This is a genomic window from Rufibacter sp. JT20002, assembly GCF_056491185.1.
In genome coordinates, this window is record NZ_JBSZJY010000004.1 from 146728 (window position 1) to 173444 (window position 26717).

Genomic DNA, 26717 nt, shown 5'->3' on the forward strand with positions numbered 1-26717 from the left:
TACATGCAATCTCCTCAGATTTCAATAGTGATTCCTCTTTATAATGAGGAGAAATCATTTAATATACTTGTTGAAAGGATTTTGGCGCTTCTGGACTCTTTGAATATGAAGATTCAGGTAGTACTAGTAAATGATGGGAGTAAAGACAATACCCCTTATTTAATGCAACATTTGTCAGATAGAGATACCCGCTTCAAATCCGTCTTTTTGTCAAGGAATTATGGGCATCAAATTGCTGTTTCTGCTGGAATGAGTTATGCGGATGCCGAAGAAGCAGTAATGATTATTGATGGTGATCTACAAGACCCCCCAGAGCTAATTTCAGATTTCTACTCAAAGATAAAAGAAGGGTATGATGTAGTTTATGCCATCAGAAAGACTAGAAAAGCCAGTTTATTGATGAAGGCTTCGTATTGGCTTTACTACCGTGTTCAAAGCATGGTTAGTAATTATAATATTCCTCTGGATAGTGGCGACTTCTGCATGATTACAAAAAGGGTTAATGATGTAATGGTTTCTATGCCAGAAAACAGCAGGTATCTTAGAGGTATCCGGTCTTGGGTAGGCTTCAAACAATATGGGTTTGAGTATGATAGGGGAGAAAGACAGGCAGGTGAGTCTAAATACAACTTGAAGAAACTCCTAGAATTGGCTTTTAATGGGATCTTTAACTTTACTCAGTTTCCAATCAAATTTATATACACTCTAGGGTTTTCCAGTGTTATCATTGCTGTGATTTATCTTTTATATCTTGGCTGGCAAAAGATTACAGGTTCTTACCTTCCACAAGGATATTTTACTTTAATCTTTGCTATTACTTTTTTCAGCGGGGTTCAGCTTATTTCCTTAGGCTTGATTGGTGAGTATGTTTACAGAACTTATAATCAGGTTAGACAAAGGCCTTTATTTATAATCGATAAAGTCGTAAACTAAATCCTGATAGTTCTAAAGCCTGAAGGTTGAATTGATAATAGTTGAAGAAGTTCTTCTTTTCTTAAATTAATAACTGATTTTTTAAGAGCCTTGTGAACAATAGTAGTATTAAGGCTTAAACAAAATAAATGATGGAGTTAAGTCATTGCCCTGTTTGTAAGAATGTTTCAGGAGAACTGTTTAAAGAAGTAAAACAGTACAATTATTTTCAATGCCAGCATTGTGAAGTACTATTTATTTCCCTAGATGTGTTGGAGAAAATGGACAATGGAACGTTTCTGATAAATTATAACAATAATTATTGGCAAGAAGAATTAGAAGCCGCTAGGGAGAGGTCATGGGGAACCGCATTGGCTAGAACCGCCGAAGTATTCCTATACGCAAAACTGCCCATAACTAAATACATTGATGTTGGTTCAGGTCCTGGCTATTTTCTGGATGCAATAAGTTACCAATTACCATCTTCAAAAGAAGTATTTTATGGAGCGGAGCTTTTCCCGCCTGCCGAAGAGTATTGCACTAAAAGTCCCAACTATCATAAGGGAGATATCTTAGATCTTGATTTCCATTTTGATGCCGGATGTTGTATTGAAGTGATTGAGCACTTGACACCGAAAATGGTAGAGTCTCTTTTTCAGAGCCTGTCAAAAAAGTCAAAGCCAAACTCTATCTATATTTTTAATACCGGATTAGTAGATTACATTAAAAACGAGGATCCAGGTTATTTAGATCCTATCATTAGGGGACATGTGATGGGGTGGTCTTTGAAAGCAATTCAAATTTTAGCAGAACCACTTGGTTTTAAAATAATTTCTATTCCAGGAAAAACTTGGGCTTTTATTGCTGAGTTCATGTCTGACGACAACTTAGAACAGCCTATAACTGATAGAATATGGAGTGCACTCCCAGCTAATAAAGATATATTATCTGATAAGCTTACCGGAAATCTTATGTACGTTCTTGGGCTAGATACCACAAGAGCCTACATCTAAAATAAGAAAGCATAGATGCCTTATATGGGGCATCTTTTTATGTCATGAAAGAATCCCCTCTTTTTTCTTTAATGTTTCATTGTTATTATGGATTAGAAGAGAATTTTCTAGATAAGCTTCTATCTTTATATAATTCATTTCCTTATCTACTCTTCTTTAACAACACAATTCAATCTTCCATTGATGAAGAAGTTTCTCATGATTATTTAGGCAAGCTCTTTAATGGAAACTTCATTTCTAGAAGGTCAACCAATGTTGGGAAAGATATAGGCGGAAAGCTAGTTTTGTTAGACACCTACCTTCGTATAGGTTTAAAGACTAAGTACTTGGTTTTCATACATGATAAGAAGAGTCCCCACTTAGCTGATGGAAAGAAATGGTTCAATAACCTTGTCAGAATAATAGAACCTTCCCTTGTTGAAACTATCCTTAAATTTTTTTTGAATGACCAACAGATTGGCATTATTGCTTCTAAGGGTTCCGTTATGCAAGAAAGTAGTTCAGTTGGGTGTTTTGAAAGCAACAATGGTCAATTACTTTCTGAGCTACAAAGGAAATATGACATTTACCCCAAAGATCCTGCTTATGTGGCGGGAACCATGTTTTGGGTTAGAGCTGAACTCCTAACCGAATTCTTCATTCGTTATAATCCCCTTGAAATTAGAGAGAGTTTGGAAAAGGGGAATGTATTGGATAATGAAGCAGGTACTGTTACTCATTCGTGGGAGCGCCTCTTATCTTGGATAGCTACCTCGCAGGGGTACTACATTAAAGAGTTATGAAATTAATTGAGGACATCTGCATCATATTTAAAACTGATATAGGCTTATTTGAAAAGGATTTAACTCTTCGTTATCCAGATGTACACTACTCTTTTCTAATTGACCAAACCAATCTTAAGGATATTTCTAAAATTTATAAGTATGTAAATAATAAAGACAGTGAGATAAGAGTCTCCCTGACTTTTAATCTTAGTTCCTTAGATCCTCAAATTATTTCTCCTTTTGACATTGCAGCTTTTTTTTTCCTACCAAACTATAAGTTGTTGAATGGTAACCCGGTTGTAAATCTCCTGCCTTTTCAGAATGAAAGCTCTGAATCGGTTGTTGATCTTTTGATAAACATATCTACTAGGCAAGGGTTTGGCGGGTTAATCGCTAATAAGTTAACTTTGTATAACCACTTTGATTATAGTAAGGGTGAGATTCCTCATGAGGAAAAAGTTGATGCTTTTAGAAATATGATTTTCGGGCAAAATTGGCTGGATGGACAAGAATTCTTAGTGGGAGCTTCTGTCACTTCAAATGACGATATATACGATTTTATCTATTGGGTAAAAAAATACGAAGAGGAGTTATATGAGAGCAATCCTCAGTTCTTCTCCTTGTTGGTTTCTAATAGGAAACTACAGAAGGAAGTTTTAAATCTTCAAAGTAAAGTTCAGAATTTATCAGAAAGATTGAATAATGAAAAGACTTACAACGGACTTCTAAAGGAAAACCACCAAGCGAAACTTCTACAAGAGTATTATGACCATGAGTATGAGGTACTTCCTACTTGGTTTAAGCGTTTAGGTCATATAATTAAGATTATAACAGGTAATAGGAGGTTGCACCTCTAGTTTATATATTTCAATATTTTGAATTACTGGCTCCTTACAACAGAGTACCCCCCTTTCTTTGGCGGCGGAATAAGTACCTATTGTTACCATACAGCAAAAATGCTGGTTAGTAACGAGCATAGGGTTACTGTATTTGTCAATGATACTTCTGTTCATAACATTGTTACAGAAGAAAGAGAAGGAGTAAGACTAGTTCGTTTTAACCCTATCCAAACAGGTTCTTCTTCCCACTTGGGGCATGTGACTAATATAAGTTATGAGTTTGCTTTTATAGTTAAGACCTTTATTGAGAGGGAGGGAATCCCTGATGTTATTGAAGCACAGGAATATTTAGGGATTGCCTATTATCTACTTCAATTTAAGCACCTACAATATGATTGGTGCAAGAATGTACCTGTTGTTATTACCATGCATTCTCCATCATTTCTCTATATGGAGTATAATCATGTGCAACAGTACAAATACCCCAATTACTGGATTTGTGAGATGGAACGATTTTGCCTGCAAGCGGCAGATTTTATTATATCTCCAAGCCAATTCATGGTAAGAGAGTTAGCGGAACGATTTCAGCTTAATAATGATAAGTTGGAGATCATTCCTAATCCTTACGAAAACCAAGACTCTGAAGAACCTGAATTAAAGAGTAATGACCCCTCTGAAATCGTTTTCTTCGGGAAGTTAACCTTCCAGAAAGGAGCATCTAAGCTCCTTAAATACTTCAAAGATTTATGGGATAGTGGTTTTAGAGAGACTTTGTTTCTGGTGGGGGGGCAGGATATTGTCTACCATCCAGAAGGGAGGACTATGGGTGATCTTGTTAGGAAGGAGTACAAAACTTATATTGACAAAGGCCTTCTTAAGCTAGAGGACCGGATAAGCCCTTCTGACATCAAGCATCGTTTAGCCGCTGCCAAGGTTGTAATCGTTCCTAGTTTGAATGACAACCTGCCGTATGTAGTCTTCGAAATGATGAGTTTGGGTAAGGTAGTACTTGCTTCCAAGCAGGGCGGGCACTTTGAAGTAATTGAAGATGGGGTAGACGGCTTCATTTTTGATCATTTTAAGCCTGAGACCTTTGCTATCCAGTTGAAGAAAATTCTTGCTTTAACTAAAGAGGAGAGAGTTGCTGTTTCTGGGAAGGCAATCAGAAAAGTAAAGGAAAACTATAGCTTAAAGGCAATCTACTCAAAAAAGAAGGCTGCACTAGAAAATGTTATTTCTCAGAATAAATCTAAAAGTGATTTCCCTTTTATAAGAAAGGGGCAACCACTAACCTCTTTATTACCAACAGGGAATGAAAAGGAAGTGGAGGGTTTGCTTTCTGTCATTATCCCATATTTTAACCTTGGCCTTTTTCTCGAGGAAACGGTTACTTCTATTCTGGCATCTGATTACACTAGGAAGGAAATTATCATCGTTAATGATGGCAGTACTGACCCGGTAAGCTTATCTAAATTGGACTCCTATCGAGGTTTACCAAATTTTGTAGTTATTGATACCCCAAATCAAGGTCTTGCTGCTGCCCGGAACACTGGTGCTGCTTCTGCAAAAGGACAATTCATGGCGTTTCTTGATGCAGATGATAAAGTGGCTTCAGACTACTTTTCCAAAGCTGTGAAAGTCTTAGAAAGCTACCCCAATGTTCATTTTGTAGGTGCCTGGACCCAATATTTTGATGAGGCTAAAGCTATTTGGCCTACCTTTGTGCCAGAACCACCTGTTATTTTATTTCATAATACCATAAACTCCAGTTCGCTAGTTTATAAAAGGAAATCTTACTTAACAGGAGGACTGAATGACGGGAAGATGCCTTTTCAGGGGTTAGAGGACTATGACAGTGTCTTGTCCTTAGTGAATAATGGCTTTAGAGGAGTAGTGCTGCCAGAGCCTTTGTTTTACTATCGGGTAAGAAAGAACTCCATGATCAGAAGTATCTCCCAAAACAAAAAACAATTGTTGTATGAATATATGACCCGGAAGTATCCTGCCTTATATGGAGCGTTTGCAGCAGATGTTTTCAATCTTTCTATTGCAAATAAACCAGTAACTGCCATAGATAATCCGTCAAAAGATTATAATCTATTAAGTAAGCTGCCATTTGGGGCGCAATACTCTGAGAAAGCCATCTCTTTCATAAAGAGAAATAAACTCGCTAGAACCATAGCTTACAAAGTATATAGTTCATTTTTAAAGAAATAATGTTATCACAAAGTACAACTGCTTGGTTTAGGAAAAACAATAAACTGGAAAGGCTTTGGCTTCTAGCCAAAATTGAGTTTAAGCTACGTTATTACGAAAATAGGCTCGGCCTCTTTTGGGCTCTTTTAAAACCTATTTTAGATATAGGCATCTATTATTTGGTATTTCAAGTGGTTTTAAAGCAAGACATTCCAGCTTTTGCCTCTTACTTATTTATTGGCTTAATCCTCTACAACTTTTTTATTGAGAGTACCACCGGTACCATTAGCTTGCTTCATACAAAGAAATACCTGTATGAGTATAGCAACATGAACAAACTTGAGATTTACATCTCCACCTTGATGAGTAACGTGATAGGCTTCTCTTTTAACCTCATCATGTTTATGATTTTCTACAATTTGTTAGAAGCTGAGTCAATAGGTTTATCAGTTCAGAACCTGTGGATCGTTCCTATATTCCTCAATATCTTTTTGATGGCATTAGGTATCTCTTTGATCCTTTCAAACATTTTTATTTACGCGAAGGACATAACTCAGATTTGGCAAGTTATTGCGACGCTGTTGTTATTTACATCTCCCATCTTCTACAAGCTTACCAGCTTCAAAGAAGCGTTGCCCTCCTTTGACTATGCTAATCCAATCGCTGGGATCATTATCAATGCCCGGAGAGTAATGATGCAGGGGCTGCAACCTGATTTTAACTTAATGTTATTTGACTACGGATACGCCCTTGTATTTTTATTATTAGGATTGATTCTGCTGAATAAGATTGGTTCAAAGGCGGCTGAAAAGCTTTAAAATTGACATGGTATGGAAAAAACATTGGTGAAGAAGTCAATAGCAATTGAAGCTAAAAACATAAGCAAGACATTCAAAATTTCAGAGGATAGCCATAACACAGTAAAGCATCGGTTATTCAACCTTTTCAATCCTCCAAAAACCAAGTATGTTCCTGCCCTCAAAAATCTATCCTTGGAGATTATGCAAGGAGAGTGCATTGGTTTGCTAGGTAGGAATGGATCTGGGAAGTCAACCCTGATAAAGTTGCTGGCAGGTGTTTATCCTACTGATAGCGGATACGTGAACATTCAAGGCACTACCATGCTCATGAACCTTGGGGTAGGCATGAGTCACGAGCTAACTGCCCGCGAAAATATCTATGTGTCTGGTTCGGTTTTAGGGTTGAAGATAAAAGAGATAGATGCCATCTTCCATCAGATAGTTGAATTCGCCGAGTTGGAAGGGTTTGTAGACACTAAAATCAAGTTCTTCTCATCTGGGATGGTGGCTAGATTGGGCTTTTCCATAGCGGTGAATGCAGGTGCTGATATCATGTTTCTGGATGAGATTTTTGCAGTAGGGGACGTGAAGTTTCAAGAAAAAGCTATCAAGGTCTTTGAGAGTTCTTGGATTAAAGGCAGAACCGTTATTTTGGTAAGCCATAGCATGGATGTCATTAAACAGTATTGTAATAGAGCAGTCTTTATGAAAAATGGCGAATTGAAGTATGTTGGAGATACTGAAACAGCCATTGAAATGTATATGGAAGACAACCATTAAACTTAGTTAAAACCCGTTTATAGCACATTTTACCCAATTAAATGTTAATCCGTTCAAAGGCTCCTTTACGACTAGGTTTAGCAGGAGGAGGCACTGATGTAAGCCCATATAGTGATACCTATGGAGGGGCTATTCTAAATGCCACTATCAATAAATTTGCCTACGCTACCTTAGTCCCGCTTACCTCTTCTCAGGTTATTTTCAAATGCTTTGACATTGACCAAAGTGCGGTCTTTGAAGACGTAAATTATTTCCCGGTAGAAAATGATTCTTTTAGATTATTAAAGGGAATCCATAACAGAATCAAATCTGAATTCAACATTCAAACCCCTCTTCATTACCAACTTGAAACGTTTGTAGACGCTCCTCCTGGTTCTGGGCTTGGGTCATCTTCCACGTTGGTGGTTGCTATTGTTGCGGCATTTGCCGAATGGTTGGGGCTTCCCCTAGGTGAGTATGACATTGCCCATCTGGCATATAGCATTGAGCGGGAAGATTTGGGATTATCAGGCGGAAAACAGGACCAATATGCCGCCACCTTTGGAGGCTTCAACTTCATGGAATTCCATGCCGATAGAGTAGTGGTGAACCCCCTTCGGATCAAGGAAGAATACATTCATGAGCTTGAGTTTTCCTTGATCCAATACTATACCGGTACTTCAAGATTGTCTTCAAAGATCATTGATGCCCAAGTGAAAAACGTGCACAATAAGTCTTCTAAATCTATTGAAGCCATGCATTCTCTTAAAGCGCTTGCATTTAACATGAAGGAAGCCTTATTAAGAGGGAAATTAGATGAGATTGGGGACTTGCTCCATGAAAGCTGGGTTTCGAAGAAGAACATGGCCGATGAAATTACCAACCCGGTGGTGGATGAGATTTATGAAACTGCCATCAAACACGGAGCAATTGGAGGGAAAATTTCTGGTGCTGGCGGTGGTGGATACATGATGTTCTATGTGCGTAATAGCTCCCTCTATCAAGTCATTAATAAGCTTAACCAATTTGGGGGCTTAGTTGAAAGAGTCAACTTCTATAACCAAGGTGCCATCACCTGGAAAACGAAATACATGTAATATGCAAAGCTTTATCTCTTCTAAAATTCAAGAAAGTATAGATGTTAAATCTAAAATACTTGATAATCAATCCTTATTAACCATAGTCGAGAAAGTATCAGAGGCTATAGCTTCTGCTTTTAAATCTGACAAAAAGGTATTCTTCTGTGGAAACGGAGGAAGCGCAGCCGATGCACAGCATTTAGCCGCAGAGTTTTCAGGAAGGTTTTATATAGACCGGGACCCCTTGTTTGCAGAAGCCTTGCATGTGAATACGTCCTATTTAACTGCTGTCGCAAATGATTACTCATATGATGAAGTGTATTCAAGATTGATCAAAGCAAAAGGAAGAGAAGGCGATGTATTGGTGGGCATTTCAACCTCGGGCAACTCAAAGAACATCATCAATGCGTTTAGGGTAGCCAGAAAGAATAAAGTTCTTACCATTGCCTTGACCGGCGAATCAGGAGGACTTATGAAAGAGGAGGTGGATTTCCTTATTAACGTTCCCTCCAATGATACCCCTCGTATTCAAGAAGCTCACATTTTAATAGGGCACATTATATGTGAGATTGTGGAAAAGGAGCTTTTTGTAGAAAGAAATGACTAAAGAAGCCATTGTCTTGGCCGGAGGTTTAGGCACCCGGTTAAGATCTGTTGTTCAAGATGTTCCTAAGCCAATGGCAGAAGTTGCCGGCAGGCCTTTTCTTGATTTTATTCTTTATTCCTTGAAAAAGAATAAAATCGGAAGAGTAGTTTTTGCGGTTGGGCATAAGCATGAAGTAATACAAGACTATTACAAGAGCAAGAGTGACAGTTTTGGCATTGAGATCAGTTTTAGTATTGAAGAAGAACTCCTAGGAACTGGAGGGGCCATTTTCCAAGCGGCCAAGCAGGTACTTAGTGACAATTTCTTCATTCTCAATGGAGATACTTTTTTTGAAGTGGATTTAGCTGAACTCCAATCTTTTGCAAGGGGGACAACTGCTGACTTGGCTATCGCCTTGAAAAAGATGCCTCACTCTGATAGGTATGGAAGTGTCATTTGTTCTGAAGACCACAAGATCATTTCATTCAAAGAAAAACAACCAGGTGTAAAGGAAGATCTTCTGATAAACGGAGGTATCTATTATATGAACAAAGGTATGATAGAGGCTTCTTCAATGCCCCTCAAGTTTTCTTTTGAAACAGATTTCCTGCAAAAAGACCCTGTAAAGCTAAATGCTTTCGGAAGGGTTTTTGACGGGACCTTCATAGACATTGGGGTTCCGGAAGATTATCAATTAGCCCAAACTCTTCTAAAAGATGTTATCCAGTAAAAAGCTTGACACTTTGTTTTTGGATAGAGATGGCGTTTTAAACCTCAAAATAGAAAACGGGTATGTAACCAAGCTCTCAGAAATAGAAATTTTACCGGGTATTCCGGAGTTTTTGGCTACAGCTCATCTTAAATTCAACAGAATTGTTGTCGTAACTAACCAGCGTTGCGTAGGGAGGCAGATTATTTCTAAGGAGGAGCTGAAAAAAATTAATTCAGAAATAAATAACCTAACAGCGAATAAAATTTCACAGTTTTTTTTCTGCCCTCATTTGGAGGAAGATGCCTGTAATTGCAGAAAACCAAAAAAAGGCCTTTTCTTAGAAGCTGCTGAAACTTATAATATTGATTTTTCTTCCTCTTGGATGGTTGGCGACTCAGAAACTGATTTGATTCCTGCTAAAGAGCTAGGGTTGAAGACTGTTTTTATTTCTTCAAAGGAAAGTCAGTTTGCTGATGTAATGGTTAGAAACACCTTGGAATTACTTTCTTTCTTCACCGGTCTTGCTTAAATGGAGGCAGAGCACTAATGAAAATTAATGAGACCCCTAAGCACCTACTTTTTACCAGGTTCTTAGGGGTTTTTTATGCTGGTTTCTTTCCCTGTTTTGCTTGATGTAAGTATAAAAGGAATGAAAAACCCAACCAACATAGTACCAAAGTTCTTCCCAAAATATACTTCTGTTGTCCAGGCGGCAGCAAAGGTAAGGATGACCAGAATTGCTATCCCATCTTTGTGTTTGATGGCGTAAGTAAAGGGAAGTAGTAACCAACCAAAGAGGTAAATCAAGAAACCTATCACGCCCAAGCTAAACAAAATGTCTAAGTGGTTGCTATGGACGTTTTTGTCTGTTTCAATGGCCATAAAAAATTTCTTTTCCTTGTACTTCTCTATGAGCACGGCATCCTTATCCCCAAGGTTAACTCCCGTTATCGGGCTAGTTAGAAAAACCTCTAAACCGCAGGTCCAGGCTGCCAGCCTGAAGTTTGCCCCATTCCATTGATCAGGGGTTACTTCCATGTTGTAATGGCTTTCTTTCCCGCGGCTCTCAAAGTCAAAGCTTCTGTAAGTAAGCTCTCTGTAGCGGTTGAAGGTAGAAGGCATGAACTTATGGATAACCAAAGTGCCCGCCAGCAAGGCTAAAATCAAGGAAATTCCAATAACTACTTTTCTTTCCTGAATGATGTAGAAAAAGCTAAACCCTAAGGTAGCCAATAGCAACACGGCGAACATGATTCGGCTTGCTAGTAAGTAGCTGAAAGCAAATAGGAATATGACCGCTAAGAGCATGAGCCATTTGCACATGCTGTTGCCAAAGAAAATAGCCCTCCCCAATATGAAGGTGGCTAGGTTCACAGCTAAAGCTACATATATGGACTGTTGCCTCGTAAAGGCCGTAAGGGAGTCATTGTAAAGGAACTCAGGTCGCTCTAAGTAGCCAGAGGTATGAATGCTGGTAATCAAACACAACACCGCTAACAATGTGGTGATGAAGGCAAAAAATAAAAGTATTCTTTCTTTCAAGCTTTTCTTGAGTTGAAGCAGCCCAATGCTGGCGGGGAAAAGTAAAAGCGGAAGCCGTATTTTCAAATGGTGCAAACCCCTTGCAACATCTTCAGATAGAAGCGTACTGACCACCAGTGCCAGGAAAAACACGAGCATTCCCAGTATATAGGGCCGTTGCTTTAAGACCTCTCTTTTCTCCTGAAGGGTACTCATGGAAAAACTATAGATCACCAGCAACCCAGTTACTACAGAGTTCACGCCGCTTAGTTTAGCAAAATAGAGAGTAACAAAAAAAAGAAGAACGAGTACGAAAAAGCCTTTTTCTTTTTTATTCAGGTCTTGAAGATTGAGGATCATCTCTGTTGAGTATAAAAGCAACTTAGATAGGATTTTGTATATATAGGGTTAGGATAACAAAAAAATAAAGTTATTCTGGCAAAGCCCTTTTGCAGTTCTGTATAAATAGCTTGGTACAAAAGTAACTAATGTAATGGGTTTGTCAGATACTATTAGAAGTACCTGTTATAAAGTTTTTAGTACTAAAAGCAGAGTTGAACAGGCTCTTTTTTGCAGCTTTCAATGGTATTTGCAAAAAAGAGCCTTTAAACGTGAAGGGGTGAAAACCTAGGCCTATGTACTTGGTGAAGTTTATTGAGGCAAGGGCGAACAAAAAGGGTGCGAGATTTACTCTCGCACCCTTTGAAGAGGTAATGGTTCAATTGAAGGAATACCAACGCTTAGTAGCTCTGGTTCCCGCCACCTTGGAAGTCACCGTCATGTTGGGTGCCTGTGTAGTCGCCACCGTAGCCTGCGCCTGATCCAGTGGCAGTGCCTTGGTCTAAGCTAGCGCTAGCTGCTTGAGATTGACCACCCTTATTTTTTCCTTTCTTTCCGCCACCAAATTGTCCAGTGGTTGACTTCTTGCTTCCTCTGCCCAGGAAAAAGCCATAGGCAATCAATCCTAACCCGGCTGCGAAAGCTACATACTGCTTGTCTTTGTTGCGAAGTTGTTGGTAAAACTTCACTCCAGAATCAGCTGGGTTGTTAATGATATTAGAGATTTCCTGCGGGTTTTGGATGAGGTCGGTAAGGGCTTTGGTTTCTTGATTATTATCTTCCATAGTTATAAAGGTTTATGAGGTTTTAGGTACGGCTAATCTGTTTGAAAGATTCCTACAAGAGCTAAATAAACATTCTAGCAGCGCCAACCAGTTTGTTTAAGGCCTTTTCCAGAAAACTAGGCTATAAACAGAAGGCAAATTCAACAGAGATAATCCAGGGCATAGACAAAAGTTAACAATAATTCTATTTGATAGAAGGCCAGATTAATAGCCAATATCCTGCAGATCGTACAGCAGTTTTTAAGACCATTCTGACAAAACAACTTCAAAGCCCATCCAGCAAACCCATAGGTTTACATAAGAACAGAACGCTTGTAAGTTTCATAAACAGTGTCACATCATAAGAGAATTATAAGCCTTTAGAAAGCTACTAGGTACTGTTTTGTTATAACTTTAATAATTTATTTTGAAGGGTAGGCTGTGATGAATCAGATTAGTTTCTGTATTATTATAGGCTTTTTTACTACTTCATCATGTATTTGTTTAAACGTACCTCCCTGATAGGGGTAACCTTTACCATGCTTGTAGCTTTTGGTTGTAAAGACAAAAGCTCAGAAACGGAAACAATACAGGAAGCCGACACCCCCGCTCAGCCTACTCTATTCACGTTACTTGCCCCAGAAAAAACCAATGTAGGGTTTAACAACGCCCTAAAAGAAACCCCTTTCGCCAACATCATGGCTTATCAATACTTCTACAACGGTGGAGGGGTAGCCATAGGTGATGTAAACGAAGACGGTTTACAGGATATCTATTTTTCTGGAAACCTTGTGCCAAACAAGCTGTACCTGAACAAAGGCCAGATGCGGTTTGAAGAAATCACCGCCGCTGCCGGCGTGGGTGGCAGGCCCAACACCTGGAAAACCGGAACCACCATTGCCGACGTTAACGGAGATGGCCTGCCCGATATCTACCAATGCTACTCGGGTAACTTGCCCGGCGCTGCCCGGGTCAACCAACTGTTCATCAACCAGGGCCCAGGGAAGAATGGCGTTCCTACCTTCCTGGACCAGGCCAAAGAAATGGGCCTGGCTGATTCTTCTTACAGTACCCACGCCGCCTTCTTTGACTATGACCGTGACCAGGACTTGGACATGTTCCTGCTGAACCACAACCCCATGCAGTTCAACAACCTGGACGAGGTCACTATTCAGGAAATCAAGAAAAAGCCTGCCCGAAACATGCAGGCAAAGTTGTTCCAGAACAACAAAGGCTCCTTTAAGGATGTGTCAGACAAAGCGGGGCTTCATGCCTCAGCGTTTTCCTATGGCCTGGGAGCGGGCATCGCAGACATCAATCAGGACGGCTGGCCTGATATCTATGTGTCAAATGACTACTCTGCCCCTGATTTTCTTTTGATTAACAACAAAAACGGCTCCTTCACCGATCAGGCCAAGGCTAGCATCCAGCATACGTCAATCTATTCCATGGGCAACGACATTGGGGACATCAACAATGATGGAGCCCCCGATATCATGACCTTGGACATGCTCCCCGAGGATAACAAACGACAGAAACTGCTCTTCGGGCCAGACAACTACGAGTATTTTGACATGTTGGTACGGGCTGGGTTCAACCACCAGTACATGCGCAACATGCTGCAGGTAAATAACGGCAACGGTACCTTCAGCGAGGTAGGCCAGTTAAGCGGCGTCTCCAACACCGACTGGAGCTGGGCTCCGTTGTTAGCCGATTATGACAATGATGGCTGGAAGGATCTTTTCGTGAGCAACGGCTTCCTGAAAGATTTTACCAACATGGACTTCATTAAGTTCAGGAGTGCCTACTTCCAATACCTCAGGGGAAAGGTAACACCCGAGAGCGTGATGAACCTGCTTTCCAAAATGCCGGCTTCCAACGTGAACAACTACATGTTCAAGAATACCGGCAACCTGCAGTTCAGCAACATGGGCAAAAACTGGGGCTTTGATCAACCTTCTAACAGCAACGGTGCTTCCTACGCCGATCTGGACAATGATGGTGATGTAGACTTGGTCACCAACAATGTGAACCAACCCGCCTTTGTGTACCAGAACCAGGCCGATAAACAATTAAAGCACCAGTACCTACAGGTGAAATTGGCCGGAGCTGGTAAAAACACTGATGGTTTGGGTGCTAAGGTGATTCTGTACCACCAAGGCAAACAGCAGTACCAGGAACAGATGACTTCCCGCGGCTTCCAATCCAGTGTTTCACCGGTGCTTCATTTCGGGTTGGGTACAAACTCCACCGTTGACTCGGTTCGGGTGGTTTGGTTGGGTGGTAAACAGCAGGTGCTGCAGAACGTGAAAACCAACCAGGTGATTACCCTGGAAGAGATAAACGCAAGCTCCACTTATAGTTCCCCTAGAAACACAAAGCCACTGTTTTCAGAAACGGCTTCCCCTGTCACGTTTGCCCACCAGAAAGCCAACGTAAACGACTTCAAGCGCCAACCACTCATGATCAACCCTATGTCTTTCTCAGGGCCGTGCTTGGTGAAAGGCGATGTGAACGGAGATGGGTTAGAGGATCTGTTCGCGGGCGGAGCGGCTGGACAAACCGGGGCTATCTACCTTCAATCTAAGAATGGCAAGTTCACCTTGAAGCCCTCCTCGGCCTTTGCGGTAGATAAAGCCAGCGAAGACACCGATGCGCTCTTCTTTGACGCCAACAATGACAAGGCCCTGGATCTGTATGTGGTGAGTGGCGGGTACCATAACTTCTTGCCCGATGATGCCGCCCTGCAAGACCGACTGTACCTGAACGATGGCAAAGGCAACTTCACCAAGAGCCCCAATGCCTTGCCTGTCATGCGGACAAGTAAAAGCTGCGCCCGGGCAACCGACATCAACGGCGACGGTTTCCAGGACCTGTTTGTTGGAGGCCGGGTAATACCGGGCCGCTACCCAGAGGCACCCAGAAGCTACGTGCTCCTCAACAACGGCAAAGGCCAGTTTAGTGATCAAACCACCAAATTAGCCCCAAAGCTCCAGAACATAGGGATGGTCACCGATGCCGCCTGGCATGACCTGAACGGCGACCGTAAACCAGAACTGGTAGTAGTAGGGGAGTGGATGCCGATCACCGTTTTCAGCAACAACAATGGAAACCTCACTGAAAACACCAGCGCCTTCTTCGCCAAAAAGTACAGCGGTTGGTGGAATAAACTGCTCATCGGGGACTTTAACCGGGATAACCGCCCAGACCTGCTGATCGGGAACCAAGGCATGAACACCCAGTGCAAGGCCTCAGACAAGGAACCCGCCGAGATGGTGTTTAAAGACTTTGACGACAACGGTGCCGTGGACCCCATCCTTTGCTTCTACATGCAAGGGAAGAGTTACCCGTACGTGACCCGTGACGAGTTGCTGGACCAAGTAAGCATGATGCGAACCCGGTTCCAGGATTACGCCAGCTTTGCCGAGGCCACCCTGGGGAACATCTTCACCCCTGAGGAACTTAAAGGAGCCGGCCGTTTGTCTTGCAATTACTTGCAAACAGCTTATTTTCAGGGAAGTGCAAACGGAAAGTTTAAAGAAATGAAGTTGCCTTTAGAGACCCAGTTTTCCCCGGTGTTTGCTTTGGCCCCTATTGATTACAACCAAGACGGTGCGCCTGACCTGCTGATTGGAGGCAACTTGAACAAAGCCCGTCTGCGTTTCGGCAAAGCCGATGCAAACTATGGTCTGTTGTTGCAGAATGACGGAAAAGGTAACTTCAGCTATGTGCCCCAGAGTAAATCTGGCTTCCGGCTGACGGGTGATGTTCGCAGTATTATGCCCCTCAAAAATACCGTTTTGTTTGGGGTGAATCAGATGCCTATAAAAGCTTACAGTTTACAATAATGAAGAAGTTTTTACCGGTACTCATGTTCTTGGTGGCCCTTTGGGGATGTGCAACCCCGGGGCAGGAGCAAAAACAAAGCCTGGAGTTCAGCACCGCGCAGATTAGCCTGGTGATTGATAAGATGACGGATATCATGGTGAACGACGTCACCAACCCGCCCCTCGCCTCTCGGTTTTTTTCCTACGCCACACTGGCTGGCTACGAGGTGGTCTCCCAAAACGACAGCAGCTACCAGAGCATGCACGGTATCCTGAAAAAGTATCCGCAGATCCCCAAACCCGATAGCATTGATGGATACTCCACTGAGCTTAGCGCTGTGCTGGCCATGATGGAAACCGCTAAAAAGATGCAGCCCTCGGGTAAGCTTTTGGACAGCCTTGAGGTGAAGTTCCTGGATTCCTGCCGGCGCGAAGGGTTGGCAGAGGAAGTCATCACATCTTCCTTAAAATACGCCAAAGCCGTGAGTAAGGGAATTTTGGCGTATGCTAAAGCCGATAAGTACAACCGCATAAGTAACTTCCCAAGGTACACCCCAATAGAGGGCGAGGGAAACTGGTATCCTACGCCGCCGGCCTACTTTGCACCCGTTGAGCCTTATTTCAGCACCGTTAGGTCATTCACTTTGGACACGTGCACCCAGTTCAAGCCCGCCCCTCCGATCTCTTTCTCCAAAGAAAAAGGGTCTGGTTTCTATAAACTGATGCAGCAGAACTATGCCGTGAGCACCAATCTGTCCCAAGAACAGCAGGAGATTGCCTCTTTCTGGGATTGCAACCCGTTTGCGCTGCAAGACAACGGCCACTTACAGGCGGGGCTGAAGAAAATATCTCCGGGCGCGCACTGGTTGGGCATCACGGGCATTGCCTGTAAAAAAGCGAAGGTTGATTTTGCCAAAGCCATGAAGGTGCACACCTTGGTCTCGGTGGCACTCATGGACGGGTTCATCTCCTGCTGGGATGAGAAATTCCGCAGTAACCGCATCCGTCCGGAGACGGCTATCCGCAAGTACATTGACCCTTCGTTCAAACCCCTCCTGCAGACACCGCCCTTTCCTGAATATTTAAGCGGACACTCTACTATTTCGGCGGCTTCGGCTGTCATTCTCAGTCACTACTTTGGGGACCAGTTTAACTACACCGATACCGTGGAAGAGCGGTTCGGATTGCCTGCCCGCACATTCAACTCATTCCAGGAAGCGGCCATTGAAGCCGGTCTTTCCCGGTTCTATGGAGGCATCCACTTCATGGATGCCATAGATAATGGGCGCAAACAAGGCTTACAGGTAGGCGAGTGGGTATTACGCAAAGTAGAAGGAACTCCGCAGGTACTGGCCTCGGTGAAGTAAGTGTTTACCAAAAGCATAAAAGAAAAGCCGGTCTTCTCAGAGGAGGACCGGCTTTTCTTTTAATAGGTAGATTTCTGATTAGTTACCCAACCAGGCGTTCCAGGGAATGCGGCTCAAGATCAGCAGCAAGCCTAAGCCATAAAAAATAGCCATGGTTCTGAACCCTTGAGTGGTGCCAACCTGGCGTTTCGCTTTTGAATAACCAATGGTAATAAGCACCACGGCAATGACCATGGTCAACGGGTGCTCCAGAAAGTAAAGACGGGAGGTGGCGTCTTTCATGGCAGCTCCAGAAGCATTGTTAATACCCAGAGGAGACACAAAGTACAGGATCAAGCCAATTACCCACTGCAGGTGAGTAGGGATCAACCCTAGCAAGCCCAATTTTCTATTTTTGTCAGTAAACGTTTTCCCGGAGAAAAGTCCGGCCAAGGCGGTGATCAGCGCAATGGCTACGCCTAAAAGCACCAGATATGCCAAGCCAGAGTGCGCGTGTTGTAATCCTGTGTACATTCTTTCTATTTTTGGTTGCGGGCGTAAATATAGGTAATCCCAGTTGAAGGGCAGTAGCCTTAGCGGACCAATCCAGGTTATTGAGGCAAGGGCTCTAATGAGAAATTTAGGTAAGCAGCGTTTGAGGCTCGTTTTACAGAAAAGCTGCCTGAAACGCTAGCTTTACAGATGAAAGCCCAAGCCCCATTCTATAACATTCGCGTGCCCATCATGGGCCATGAGCAATGCGCTAGCCGAAAGGTTTTTATGGATCATGTACTTCAGGCCATACCGCTGGTAGAAATCAGGGAACAACTGGTGCGGCTGGTAGAGGTAGCGGCCAAAGTGGAAAACCATTGATAGTTTGCTCAAATGCAGTTCGTGCCCCACATGGATTCCAGCCGATCGTTTGTCCAGATATCCTTCTGGGATGTTCATGGCCTTGTTTAAGTACTCCTCGCCGATAGCCGTGTCATGGATAGCATCCACCCCAACCAGCAGCGAGTTGGTGTGGGTAAGCCGCTTACTGGCGTAAAAAGACATCATGTACACCGGGTGCTTAAAATCATCGCGCAAGACCTCCTTAACCCCGGCGGCAACTCTGACATTTACCTGTAACCGTTTGTCTAAGGCAGGGGCAAGGGTATCCTGCTGCGGAATACTTGGGGTGACCCTAGGCTGGTACCGAAGCCCAAGCCCCACCAGGGGCATGTTCATGCCATTGTTAGACTGATTCAGGCTTCCGTTGGAGAAATGCCTGAACGCAAAGATGAGGTTTAAAAACCAACGGTCCGCCATGGGGTACTCATACCGAAGGTTTCCCCGCAGCGAGAAAGTGACAGGGCTCCCGATGGCTTTGTTGTTCTCGTTGGTGGTTGAGTTATAATGGCGGGTAGAGTAAACGAGTCCGGTGCCCAAGTTGTATCGAAGGCTTCCTCGGCCAATCTTGGTGATGGGTCCATCCAGATAAGAGGTCACCGAAACAGATTTTCCTAATTCCTCAGGCATGCCATAATTAAAGTAGGAGAGGGCAAACCCAATGGCCGGTAACTTGTATTTCCGTTCCCAGAACCGTTTGCCCAGCGTCTGCCGATTCGCATAAAGCTCCACCCCATGAAGTCCCGAATAGTTAAGCAGCGAAAGACTTGCCCGATAGCGGAAAAAGGCGCCATAGTACCCGTTTGCCCCAAATGACCAGGGTTCTTTACCAGAGGAGGTACTTTCTTGTGCTTGTACTTGAAGAGAAAGGGGGATTACAAGAAGTAAAATGGAAATGAAAACTCGGCAAGACTGAAGCATAAGTTAAAGCTACTTAAGACGGGGTACGCCACGTAGTTTACAAGTGGAATGAAGAAGCAAAATAGTAAATAGTTTGTAAGACCGATGCCCCCTTCTCCTTAAAATAATGTAGCGCATTAAAGAAAAGCCTTTGACTCATATTTATAGAAAGCCTAATTCCTTTTTAAAGTTAATTTCTGCAAACAAGGCTTAAAATAGAAGTAAGCCTCTAGCTGTTCCAATCCTAAAGTGGGGATATAGTTTTACTTAAGAGAGGTTGGAAGGATAATGCACCTTTCTACCTTCACAGAAGTATCTAAGTGCGAATTCTACCTGATAAGAAAAGGTGTGAGGTTTTATGAGGTAGTTTTCGAAAACAAGCCAAAAATCAAACCCAAGAGGTAAAGAAGTGAATCAAATTAGAAAAGGTGCAGAAAGTCCTTATGCACCTTTTCTAAAGCTGGAAATACACAAGAGCGCCTTACCTGTTGGTTTCCTTTTGAAATGGGTTAAACTCTTCTAGTGCCAGAAGGCTCTCAAAAGATGAAAGTAGTTACCGCCACTTCACCCTTGGGAACTTCTGCATCAACCTGGGCTTTAAGGTGGGGTATTCCTCTTGCCAGAAGTAATGCAAGCTGTTGACTACTTTCAAAGGCTTTAGGTCTGGAGTGAGCAGGTGCAAGGCGACGCCTACATCTCCGGCATCTACCGTAGGGTTGTTTTCCCAGTCCAGCACATCCTGCAACCTGATTTCCAGCAGCGGCGGCTTGGCGTTGCCAGGATAAACCAGTTCCATTTGATGGCCGTCAGGCAGCGTCAACATCCCCGGGGCCAGTTCCTCTAAGCGCTGGCGTTGTTCTCGGTTCAGCATGCCTTGCAACAGCTGCAGCAGGTCAATGTCAAACAGATCCTGACCAATTTCCACATCTTCTAAATGGTAGGCGAGCCACTCGTTGCAGGTCATAAGCAGAGTAGGGGTGCTGAGATCTGGGAAGCCCTCGGTGGGGTGCCATTTACGCAAACAAAGGACCCGGTTTTGAAACTGCCGCACTTCCTCTGAGAAATTAAGCCATTGCTCGCCTTCGCGTTTAATGGTTTCGCAGATGGCAGGAATCAAGAAACGTTCATCTGGTTCTGGCAGAGGTTTGCTCTGGAGCACGATGGAGCCAATGCGCATATCGCGGGAAGCGGTCAGCTCGCCTTCTTCCGGTTCCCAGGTAACGACATCTTTCTGCTTCACCAGTGGGGCCAGGTCTTTGGGGTTGAGCGGCGAAGCCAGGAAAATGCGCCCCGGTCCATCACCGCCGGCGTGCAGGTGCGCAATGGCTAACCAAGGATCATGGGCCAAATTATCGCGGTGCCCCGCACTGGCGTATTTGCCGTTCGCTAGTTGAAATTGGGCATTGTTGCCCGGGCGGGCGTAAGCAATCCGTTCGGGGTAGCAGTTGGCCAGCAGCACGCCCGTCTCATACGGGTCCACAGCGGTGTTCTCCGGCTCAATCTGGAACATGCGGCGGTACGAGGCGGCAATCTTGTCAATCTTGGAGAAGCGTTTGTTGTGCATCTGCTCGTTGCGGTAGCGTCGCAGGGCTTCAATGCGTAGGTTCAGGTCTATCCCAGCTTCTCGGGGCAGCGGGTCGCGCTCTTCCAGCAAAGCGGCAATGTCAGTAGCCAAAGCCACTTGATCACTTTCTTGGGCAGCCAGCAGCATGTGGGCTAGGCGCGGATGGGTGGGCAGGGCGTGCATCTTGCGACCATGCTCCGTAATACGGCCATTTTCCAGGGCGTTGAGCTGGTGCAGGGTTTCCTGGGCTTGCAACAAGGCGGCTTTAGGCGGAGGCGTAAGCCAGGTGAGCGCCCTAATGTCAGTTACGCCCCAAGCTGCCATGTCCAGAACTAGCGGGGCCAGGTCGGCTTCCTGTATCTCAGGGGTACGGTGCGGCGCCAGGCGGGCGTGCAGGGTTTCGGTCCAGAGGCGGTAACAGGTACCTGGGCCCAAACGCCCCGCCCGTCCGGCGCGTTGGTCGGCAGCGTCTTTGGAGATACGCACCGTCTCTAAACGGCTAAGCCCGGTACCGGGGTCAAAGCGCTGGGTTTTCGCAAAGCCGGTATCTATAACAACGGTGACGCCTTCAATGGTCAAGCTGGTCTCAGCAATGGAGGTGGCCAGTACCACTTTGCGCTTGCCGCTTCGGTTGGGCATAATGGCGGCGTACTGCTTACCGGAAGGCAGCATGCCATACAGCGGGTGGATGGCAATATCCCGCAAACCGCGCCGGAGCAGGGCTTCTACCTTTCTGATGTCCTGCTCGCCGGGCAGAAATACCAGCACATCCCCTTTCTTTTCCTGAAGGGCTTTGCGAATGGCGCGGTCGGTCATTTCATGCAACAGTTGAGCGTCGGTTTCGCCTGCGTACTGCACGTCAATGGGGTATTGCCTTCCTTCGCTCTGCACGGCAGGGGCGTTGAGCAAACGCGTGAGTTGGGGCATGTTGAGGGTGGCACTCATGACTAGGATGCGCAGGTCGGGGCGGTTAGTGGCCTGAGCCTCACGGCTGAGGGCCATGGCTACGTCGGCGTGGATGCTGCGCTCGTGAAATTCGTCAAAAATTACCAGTCCAACCCCTGCCAGGGAGTTGTTTGAATGCAGCATGCGGGTGAGAATGCCCTCGGTGACCACTTCCAGCCGGGTTTTTTCTGAGATGCGGTTCTCAAACCGGATCCGGTAGCCTACAGTCTGGCCCACTTCTTCTCCCAGCAGTTCGGCCAATCGTTCGGCAATGGTTCGGGCCGCCAAGCGGCGGGGTTCCAGCATGATGACTTTCTTACCCTGGAGCCAGGTTTCGTCAAGTAAGGCGAGGGGCAGCAAGGTACTCTTTCCCGCTCCCGGAGGTGCGTTCACAATGAGGGTATTCTGAGCAGCAAGGTTTTCCCGCACGGCAGGGATAATCTCGCGTACAGGTAAATCTATGGTAAATGGGTTAAACGGCAAGGGTGGTGTGGTTTTGAAGGTGGCAAACAGGCTTTTATACTCCTAGGCCTGCCCGCAAAGTTACAGGAAATCCAGCGGGGAAGAAACCGAAGCCCTTTAGTGTCCGTATTTGTATCTGTTTAAGAAATTATATCACTTAAATAAAGCCTGCCTATTGAAGAGAAGATAGTCCCCCAAACTTTTCCCTACCCTAAGAGAGGAAGAACAAACCCTGCTTCCCTCCACCATCGGTAATGTTGCTAAGAGGTCTACCTGATAGTTTGCTGCCAGGTTGTTATACCTCCTTGTTACTCAGCTTCTACAAATTTGGAGGCAGGGCGGCGTATGTGCTATTGCTAAGGTCCTGAACTTAGCTAGTTTCAATTTGAGCTACTTAGGTAAAATCCTGTAAAGTATTGAAAACCAGCTGTAATTGCAAATGAGAGGGGTTTTTATGAATACTACCCTAAAACTTAAAAAATTAATAACTTTAATTTTAAGAATTATATAATATTAGTCTTAAATTGCACTAACAAAATTAAATATATAGTGATTCTAACATTTTGTTCATTTTAAATTCTTTAATGTATCATGAAAGTAAAATTACTGAAATCCGGCATGTTGCTGGCAGCTGCAGCAATTGCCTTTGGGTGTAACCCCGACTCAGAGGAATCAATTCAACCAGATGTTCTTGGCGAGGGCATACAAAACCAAACCGAAAGTTGTGAAACCATCACCTTTGATAAGGTAATTAGAGGAGGGAACGGTTTTGTAACGGCAGTTATGAGCGACAAATCATCTACCCCCATTATGGTGACGGCAAGCAGAAGAACCGCTTCTAATACTTATAGCCCCAACAACTCAGCTAACATCTTTGACTCAGGGCAGATGGGACCCTTAGGGAATGATGTGGATGACATTCTCACCCCCCACAAAGACTTTGGCGGTTCTGGTGTAGGAGATGGCGGACGCAAAGGGAAAACTTATGCCAACAACACGGCCCTAGGCAACCTCTTGATCATCAACCGTACGGATAGCCCAACACCTGCCTATGATTCAAACAATGGCGGAAAACTGTCCTTTGACTTTTCTGGGTACGGCAGTGTTACCATGAATGCAATCACTGTGCTAGATGTAGACTCTTATGAGTCTGGGAGCAAAGTAGAACTGTTAGACCTCACCGGTAAAGTGATTAAGACCGTTCCTATGGCGGTATCGGGTAATAACGGGAAACAGATCGTGAACCTGGGTAACACCCCCGGAGTAGTTAAAATGGTAGTGACTTTAGGGGTAAACAACAGATTAGTGGGTTCTGGAGCCATTGATGATATCATGTTTAACTGTGGTCCAAAGCCTCCGTGCGAAACCATCACCTTCACCCGGTTTACCAAAGGACAGGATGGCTTTGTGAACTCAGTGACTAGTGACCAGTCTTCCATGCCAATCAAAGTAAGTGCATTCAGAAGAACGGCTACCAACGTCTACAGTAAAGTAAACGCGGCCAATATCTTTAACTCTGCCCAGCCTACCTCAATCGGGAACCAAGTGACCGACATCCTTACCCCGCACCAGAACTTTGGTGGTGGAGGTGTAGGGGACGGTGGCGCAGCCGGACCTTTTGTAAACAATACTCCATTGGGTAACATGCTCATCGTGAATAGAACCACAGACCCAATGAAAGCCTTTGACAACAACCTGGGCGGTAAACTGGTCTTTGACTTCTCTTCTTATGGAACCGTTAGCTTGAGTTCCATTACCGTATTGGATATAGATGATTACGAAGCCGGAACTAAGGTAGTATTGTATGGTGCCAACTCACAGGTGATCAAAGAGGTGATGATGAAAGTAAGTGGCAACAACGGCAAGCAACTGGTGGATCTTGGCAACACCATGGGAGTAGCCAGAATGGAGATCATCTTAGGGCCAAATGGAATTTCTCCAAATGGTGGCCTGAGCGGTTCTGGTGCAATTGATAACATCATGTTCAACTGCGTGCCTACTATGTAAAGCTTACCCTATCCTAAAGGATAGTATTTGAAAGAAACGCCGCCGTCAGGATCTCTGACGGCGGCGTTTCTTTTTTACTCAAGCCTGGATGTTAGTACTCTACTTCCCGCAAAAGGGGCATACCTATTTATTTATTCGTGTCTAAAAGACAGGAGTAATAACCTGCATTAATTCTTGTGCTTACAAGTAATTTAGCTACACTAAATGTAGAAATATAGCTTATTTGTTTAGAGTAATTAGGGCTTGTTTTTAGACTACTTACTTCTAAGTAGTCCGTGAAAAGAATGCAATAAATATTGGATAATTAAAGTAAATTTTGAAATAAGTAAACCTAAATCATGTATAAAATACGGAATTTTAAATAGTTGGAGTTAATAATTATGTTAAATCTTGCCTTTGATCTAGAAGAAGTATTATATTAAATCATCTATTCTTAATTTCATTATCAACCTAAAACAGTAAGCTATTATGAAAGCAAATTTATTCAAATTCAGCATGTTGATTGCTGCGGCTACTGTGGTATTTGGGTGTAACCCAGAGGAAGAAGAGTTGGCCCAACCAAGTTTATCTGGAAGCGTCAGCAAAAATGCAGGGACTACTGAAAGCTGCGAAACTGTGACCTTTGACAAGTATACCAGAGGTGCAGACGGCTTTGTGAATGCGGTGATGAGTGACAAAGCAGCTACCCCTATCTATGTTAGTGCCTACCGGAGAACGGCGCCTAACACCTATGATCCCATTGATGTCGCAAACGTCTTTGATTCTTCCCAACCAACCCCCATTCCGGATGTGAATGAGATAGATGACATTCTTACCCCGCACAAAGATTTTGGTGGCGGTGGCATGGGAGCAGGTGGGGCTGCTGGCAGCCTATTTGCCAACGACAAACCTCTGGGTAACCTTTTCATCATTAACCGTTCCACCAATCCGGCCAATGCCTATGACAGCAATACCGGTGGTAAAATGGTTTTTAACTTCTCTGGCTACGGAACTGTGACCATGAATTCCATCACCGTAATGGACGTGGACAACTATGAAGCCGGGGGAAAAGTGGTTTTGTACGGCATTACAGGAAACGTGCTTAAAACCGTAATGCTGAAAGTAAGCGGCGACAATGGAAAGCAGGTAGTAGACCTGGGCAATACCGCTGGCGTGGTTAGAATGGAAGTGTACCTGGGGCCAGGTGGTGCCTTAACCGGTTCTGGTGCAGTAGACAATATCGTTTTCAACTGTTTACCTAAATCTGAATGCGAAACTGTTACTTTCAACCGGTATGTAAGAGGAGCTGATGGGTTCCTGAGCTATGTCACCAGCGACCAGTCCAATACTCCTATCTACGTGAGTGCTTACAGAAGAACCGCTCCTAACACTTACAGCACTTCTGATGTGGCCAACATCTTCAACTCTGGTCAGCCAAGACCAATTCCGGATGTGAACCAGATTGATGATATTCTAACTCCGCACGAAAACTTTGGTGGCGGGGGCGTAGGGGAAGGTGGCGCAGCCGGGCCTTACGTGAACAATGTGCCGCTGGGCGAGATGATGATCATTAACCGAACCGATGATCCGTCTCAGGCTTACGACTCCAACACTGGCGGTAAGATGGTGTTTGACTTCTCTTCCTACGGAACTGTTTCGCTTACTTCCATCACCGTCATGGACGTAGACTCTTATGAAGCGGGCGGCAAAGTGGTGTTGTACGGTACCTCGGGCCAGGTGCTTAAAACCGTGATGCTGCAAGTAAGCGGCGATAACGGCAAGCAGATTGTTGACCTGGGAGGAACCATGGGAGTGGCTAAAATGGTGGTGTTCCTGGGACCCGGAAGTGCCCTTACCGGTTCAGGTGCCGTGGATAACATTGTCTTCAACTGCCCACCTAAAGTGTATGGCTGTACCTACACCCAAGGCTACTGGAAAAACCATGCGGTGGGCAAGAAAAGAGACAACACCTGGGGAAGCCTGCATGATGATATTTTCTACGGCAGCGGAACCACTTACCTGAATTTGATGAACACCCCGCCAAAAGGAGGCAATGCTTACATCATCCTGGCACACCAGTATATTGCTGCTAAACTGAACATGATGCAAGCTTCTGCTACTCCTGAGGTAATGGCGGCGTTCAACAGTGCCACCGCCTACTTTAGTGCTAAGTCGGGTGGTAATTACCGGAACACCATTTCGTCTCCTTACACCACCGTAAACAGAAATACGCTCATCACCTGGGCTGGTATTCTAGGTGCTTACAATGAAGGTAAAATTGGCCCCGGTCATTGCGATGATTGATATTGATTGATATTAGCTAAGTAGTTTAACTACTCTCTTAACGCCCTTACTAGCTTGGCCTAGAAAGGGCGTTTTGTTTGAAGCCTCCGATGCATTTATAGCACATATTTTGAAATTGAAGGGGAAAACAGGAGAGGCGCCTAGACGTACCTGGTTACAGCCGTATGGAAACAAACCGGAATATCTGTATTCTTGTAGAATCCATTCA

The 26717-nt window shown here is 44.2% G+C and carries 20 protein-coding genes; 15 read left to right on the top strand and 5 right to left on the bottom strand.

Annotation, left to right across the window (positions count from 1 at the left end):
• Window positions 1–3 precede the first annotated feature (3 nt).
• The 11 genes from ACW9SV_RS17480 to ACW9SV_RS17530 all read left to right on the top strand — a co-directional run bounded on the left by ACW9SV_RS17480 (window position 4) and on the right by ACW9SV_RS17530 (window position 10189).
• On the top strand, window positions 4–933 hold the full coding sequence (locus ACW9SV_RS17480; protein WP_479558056.1) for a glycosyltransferase family 2 protein: 930 nt from the start codon (window positions 4–6) through the stop codon (window positions 931–933).
• Window positions 934–1061: 128 nt separating this feature from the next.
• Window positions 1062–1925, top strand: coding sequence for a class I SAM-dependent methyltransferase (locus tag ACW9SV_RS17485; protein ID WP_479558057.1), 864 nt, complete (start codon window positions 1062–1064; stop codon window positions 1923–1925).
• Window positions 1926–1969: 44 nt separating this feature from the next.
• Window positions 1970–2707, top strand: a complete 738-nt coding sequence (locus ACW9SV_RS17490) for a rhamnan synthesis F family protein (RefSeq protein ID WP_479558058.1) — start codon at window positions 1970–1972, stop codon at window positions 2705–2707.
• Window positions 2704–3546 carry a hypothetical protein gene (locus tag ACW9SV_RS17495; protein ID WP_479558059.1) on the top strand — a complete coding sequence of 281 codons (843 nt, stop codon included), beginning with the start codon at window positions 2704–2706 and terminating at the stop codon, window positions 3544–3546. Before ACW9SV_RS17490 ends, ACW9SV_RS17495 begins: the two co-directional genes overlap by 4 nt.
• Before the next feature lie 18 nt (window positions 3547–3564).
• Entirely contained in the window at window positions 3565–5745 is a 2181-nt protein-coding gene (locus ACW9SV_RS17500) for a glycosyltransferase (protein WP_479558060.1), read from the top strand.
• Entirely contained in the window at window positions 5745–6542 is a 798-nt protein-coding gene (locus tag ACW9SV_RS17505) for an ABC transporter permease (protein WP_479558061.1), read from the top strand. The genes ACW9SV_RS17500 and ACW9SV_RS17505 overlap by 1 nt, the downstream gene beginning before the upstream one ends.
• Before the next feature lie 12 nt (window positions 6543–6554).
• Window positions 6555–7304, top strand: coding sequence for an ABC transporter ATP-binding protein (locus tag ACW9SV_RS17510; RefSeq protein WP_479558062.1), 750 nt, complete (start codon window positions 6555–6557; stop codon window positions 7302–7304).
• A gap of 41 nt (window positions 7305–7345) precedes the next feature.
• Window positions 7346–8380 carry a GHMP family kinase ATP-binding protein gene (locus ACW9SV_RS17515; protein WP_479558063.1) on the top strand — a complete coding sequence of 345 codons (1035 nt, stop codon included), beginning with the start codon at window positions 7346–7348 and terminating at the stop codon, window positions 8378–8380.
• Window position 8381: 1 nt separating this feature from the next.
• Window positions 8382–8969 carry a D-sedoheptulose-7-phosphate isomerase gene (locus tag ACW9SV_RS17520; RefSeq protein WP_479558064.1) on the top strand — a complete coding sequence of 196 codons (588 nt, stop codon included), beginning with the start codon at window positions 8382–8384 and terminating at the stop codon, window positions 8967–8969.
• The gene (locus tag ACW9SV_RS17525) at window positions 8962–9678 is read left to right on the top strand and encodes a nucleotidyltransferase family protein (RefSeq protein ID WP_479558065.1); all 717 of its coding nucleotides are present in this window, start codon (window positions 8962–8964) and stop codon (window positions 9676–9678) included. Before ACW9SV_RS17520 ends, ACW9SV_RS17525 begins: the two co-directional genes overlap by 8 nt.
• Complete coding sequence (locus tag ACW9SV_RS17530; RefSeq protein WP_479558066.1) at window positions 9665–10189, top strand: D-glycero-alpha-D-manno-heptose-1,7-bisphosphate 7-phosphatase; 525 nt, start codon at window positions 9665–9667, stop codon at window positions 10187–10189. Before ACW9SV_RS17525 ends, ACW9SV_RS17530 begins: the two co-directional genes overlap by 14 nt.
• Window positions 10190–10251: 62 nt before the next feature.
• Here ACW9SV_RS17530 and ACW9SV_RS17535 read toward each other — a convergent pair whose 3' ends face one another.
• Together ACW9SV_RS17535 and ACW9SV_RS17540 are read right to left on the bottom strand one after the other, a co-directional pair.
• Window positions 10252–11442 carry an O-antigen ligase family protein gene (locus tag ACW9SV_RS17535; RefSeq protein ID WP_479558067.1) on the bottom strand — a complete coding sequence of 397 codons (1191 nt, stop codon included), beginning with the start codon at window positions 11440–11442 and terminating at the stop codon, window positions 10252–10254.
• 479 nt (window positions 11443–11921) lie between these two features.
• Complete coding sequence (locus ACW9SV_RS17540) at window positions 11922–12305, bottom strand: hypothetical protein (RefSeq protein ID WP_479558068.1); 384 nt, start codon at window positions 12303–12305, stop codon at window positions 11922–11924.
• A 518-nt stretch (window positions 12306–12823) separates the two neighbouring features.
• Here ACW9SV_RS17540 and ACW9SV_RS17545 point away from each other — a divergent pair.
• Complete coding sequence (locus ACW9SV_RS17545) at window positions 12824–16132, top strand: VCBS repeat-containing protein (protein ID WP_479558069.1); 3309 nt, start codon at window positions 12824–12826, stop codon at window positions 16130–16132.
• A complete protein-coding gene (locus tag ACW9SV_RS17550) occupies window positions 16132–17478 on the top strand; it encodes a vanadium-dependent haloperoxidase (protein ID WP_479558070.1) in 1347 nt (448 codons plus the stop codon). Before ACW9SV_RS17545 ends, ACW9SV_RS17550 begins: the two co-directional genes overlap by 1 nt.
• 78 nt (window positions 17479–17556) lie before the next feature.
• Here the strand turns inward: ACW9SV_RS17550 and ACW9SV_RS17555 are convergent, their stop codons facing one another.
• From ACW9SV_RS17555 to hrpB, 3 genes are all read right to left on the bottom strand, one after another.
• A complete protein-coding gene (locus ACW9SV_RS17555) occupies window positions 17557–17991 on the bottom strand; it encodes a hypothetical protein (RefSeq protein ID WP_479558071.1) in 435 nt (144 codons plus the stop codon).
• A 162-nt stretch (window positions 17992–18153) separates the two neighbouring features.
• Window positions 18154–19269: an acyloxyacyl hydrolase gene (locus tag ACW9SV_RS17560; protein ID WP_479558072.1), complete on the bottom strand. Its 1116-nt coding sequence runs from the start codon at window positions 19267–19269 to the stop codon at window positions 18154–18156.
• A 532-nt stretch (window positions 19270–19801) separates the two neighbouring features.
• Window positions 19802–22240 (bottom strand): ATP-dependent helicase HrpB, encoded by a 2439-nt coding sequence (gene hrpB, locus ACW9SV_RS17565; protein WP_479558073.1) that lies wholly within the window; start codon window positions 22238–22240, stop codon window positions 19802–19804.
• Between the two features lie 570 nt (window positions 22241–22810).
• On the opposite strand from hrpB, the gene ACW9SV_RS17570 reads away from it, so the two are divergent.
• Together ACW9SV_RS17570 and ACW9SV_RS17575 are read left to right on the top strand one after the other, a co-directional pair.
• Entirely contained in the window at window positions 22811–24226 is a 1416-nt protein-coding gene (locus ACW9SV_RS17570; RefSeq protein WP_479558074.1) for a hypothetical protein, read from the top strand.
• A gap of 468 nt (window positions 24227–24694) precedes the next feature.
• Window positions 24695–26509, top strand: coding sequence for a hypothetical protein (locus ACW9SV_RS17575; protein ID WP_479558075.1), 1815 nt, complete (start codon window positions 24695–24697; stop codon window positions 26507–26509).
• The last annotated feature ends 208 nt before the right edge of the window (window positions 26510–26717 follow it).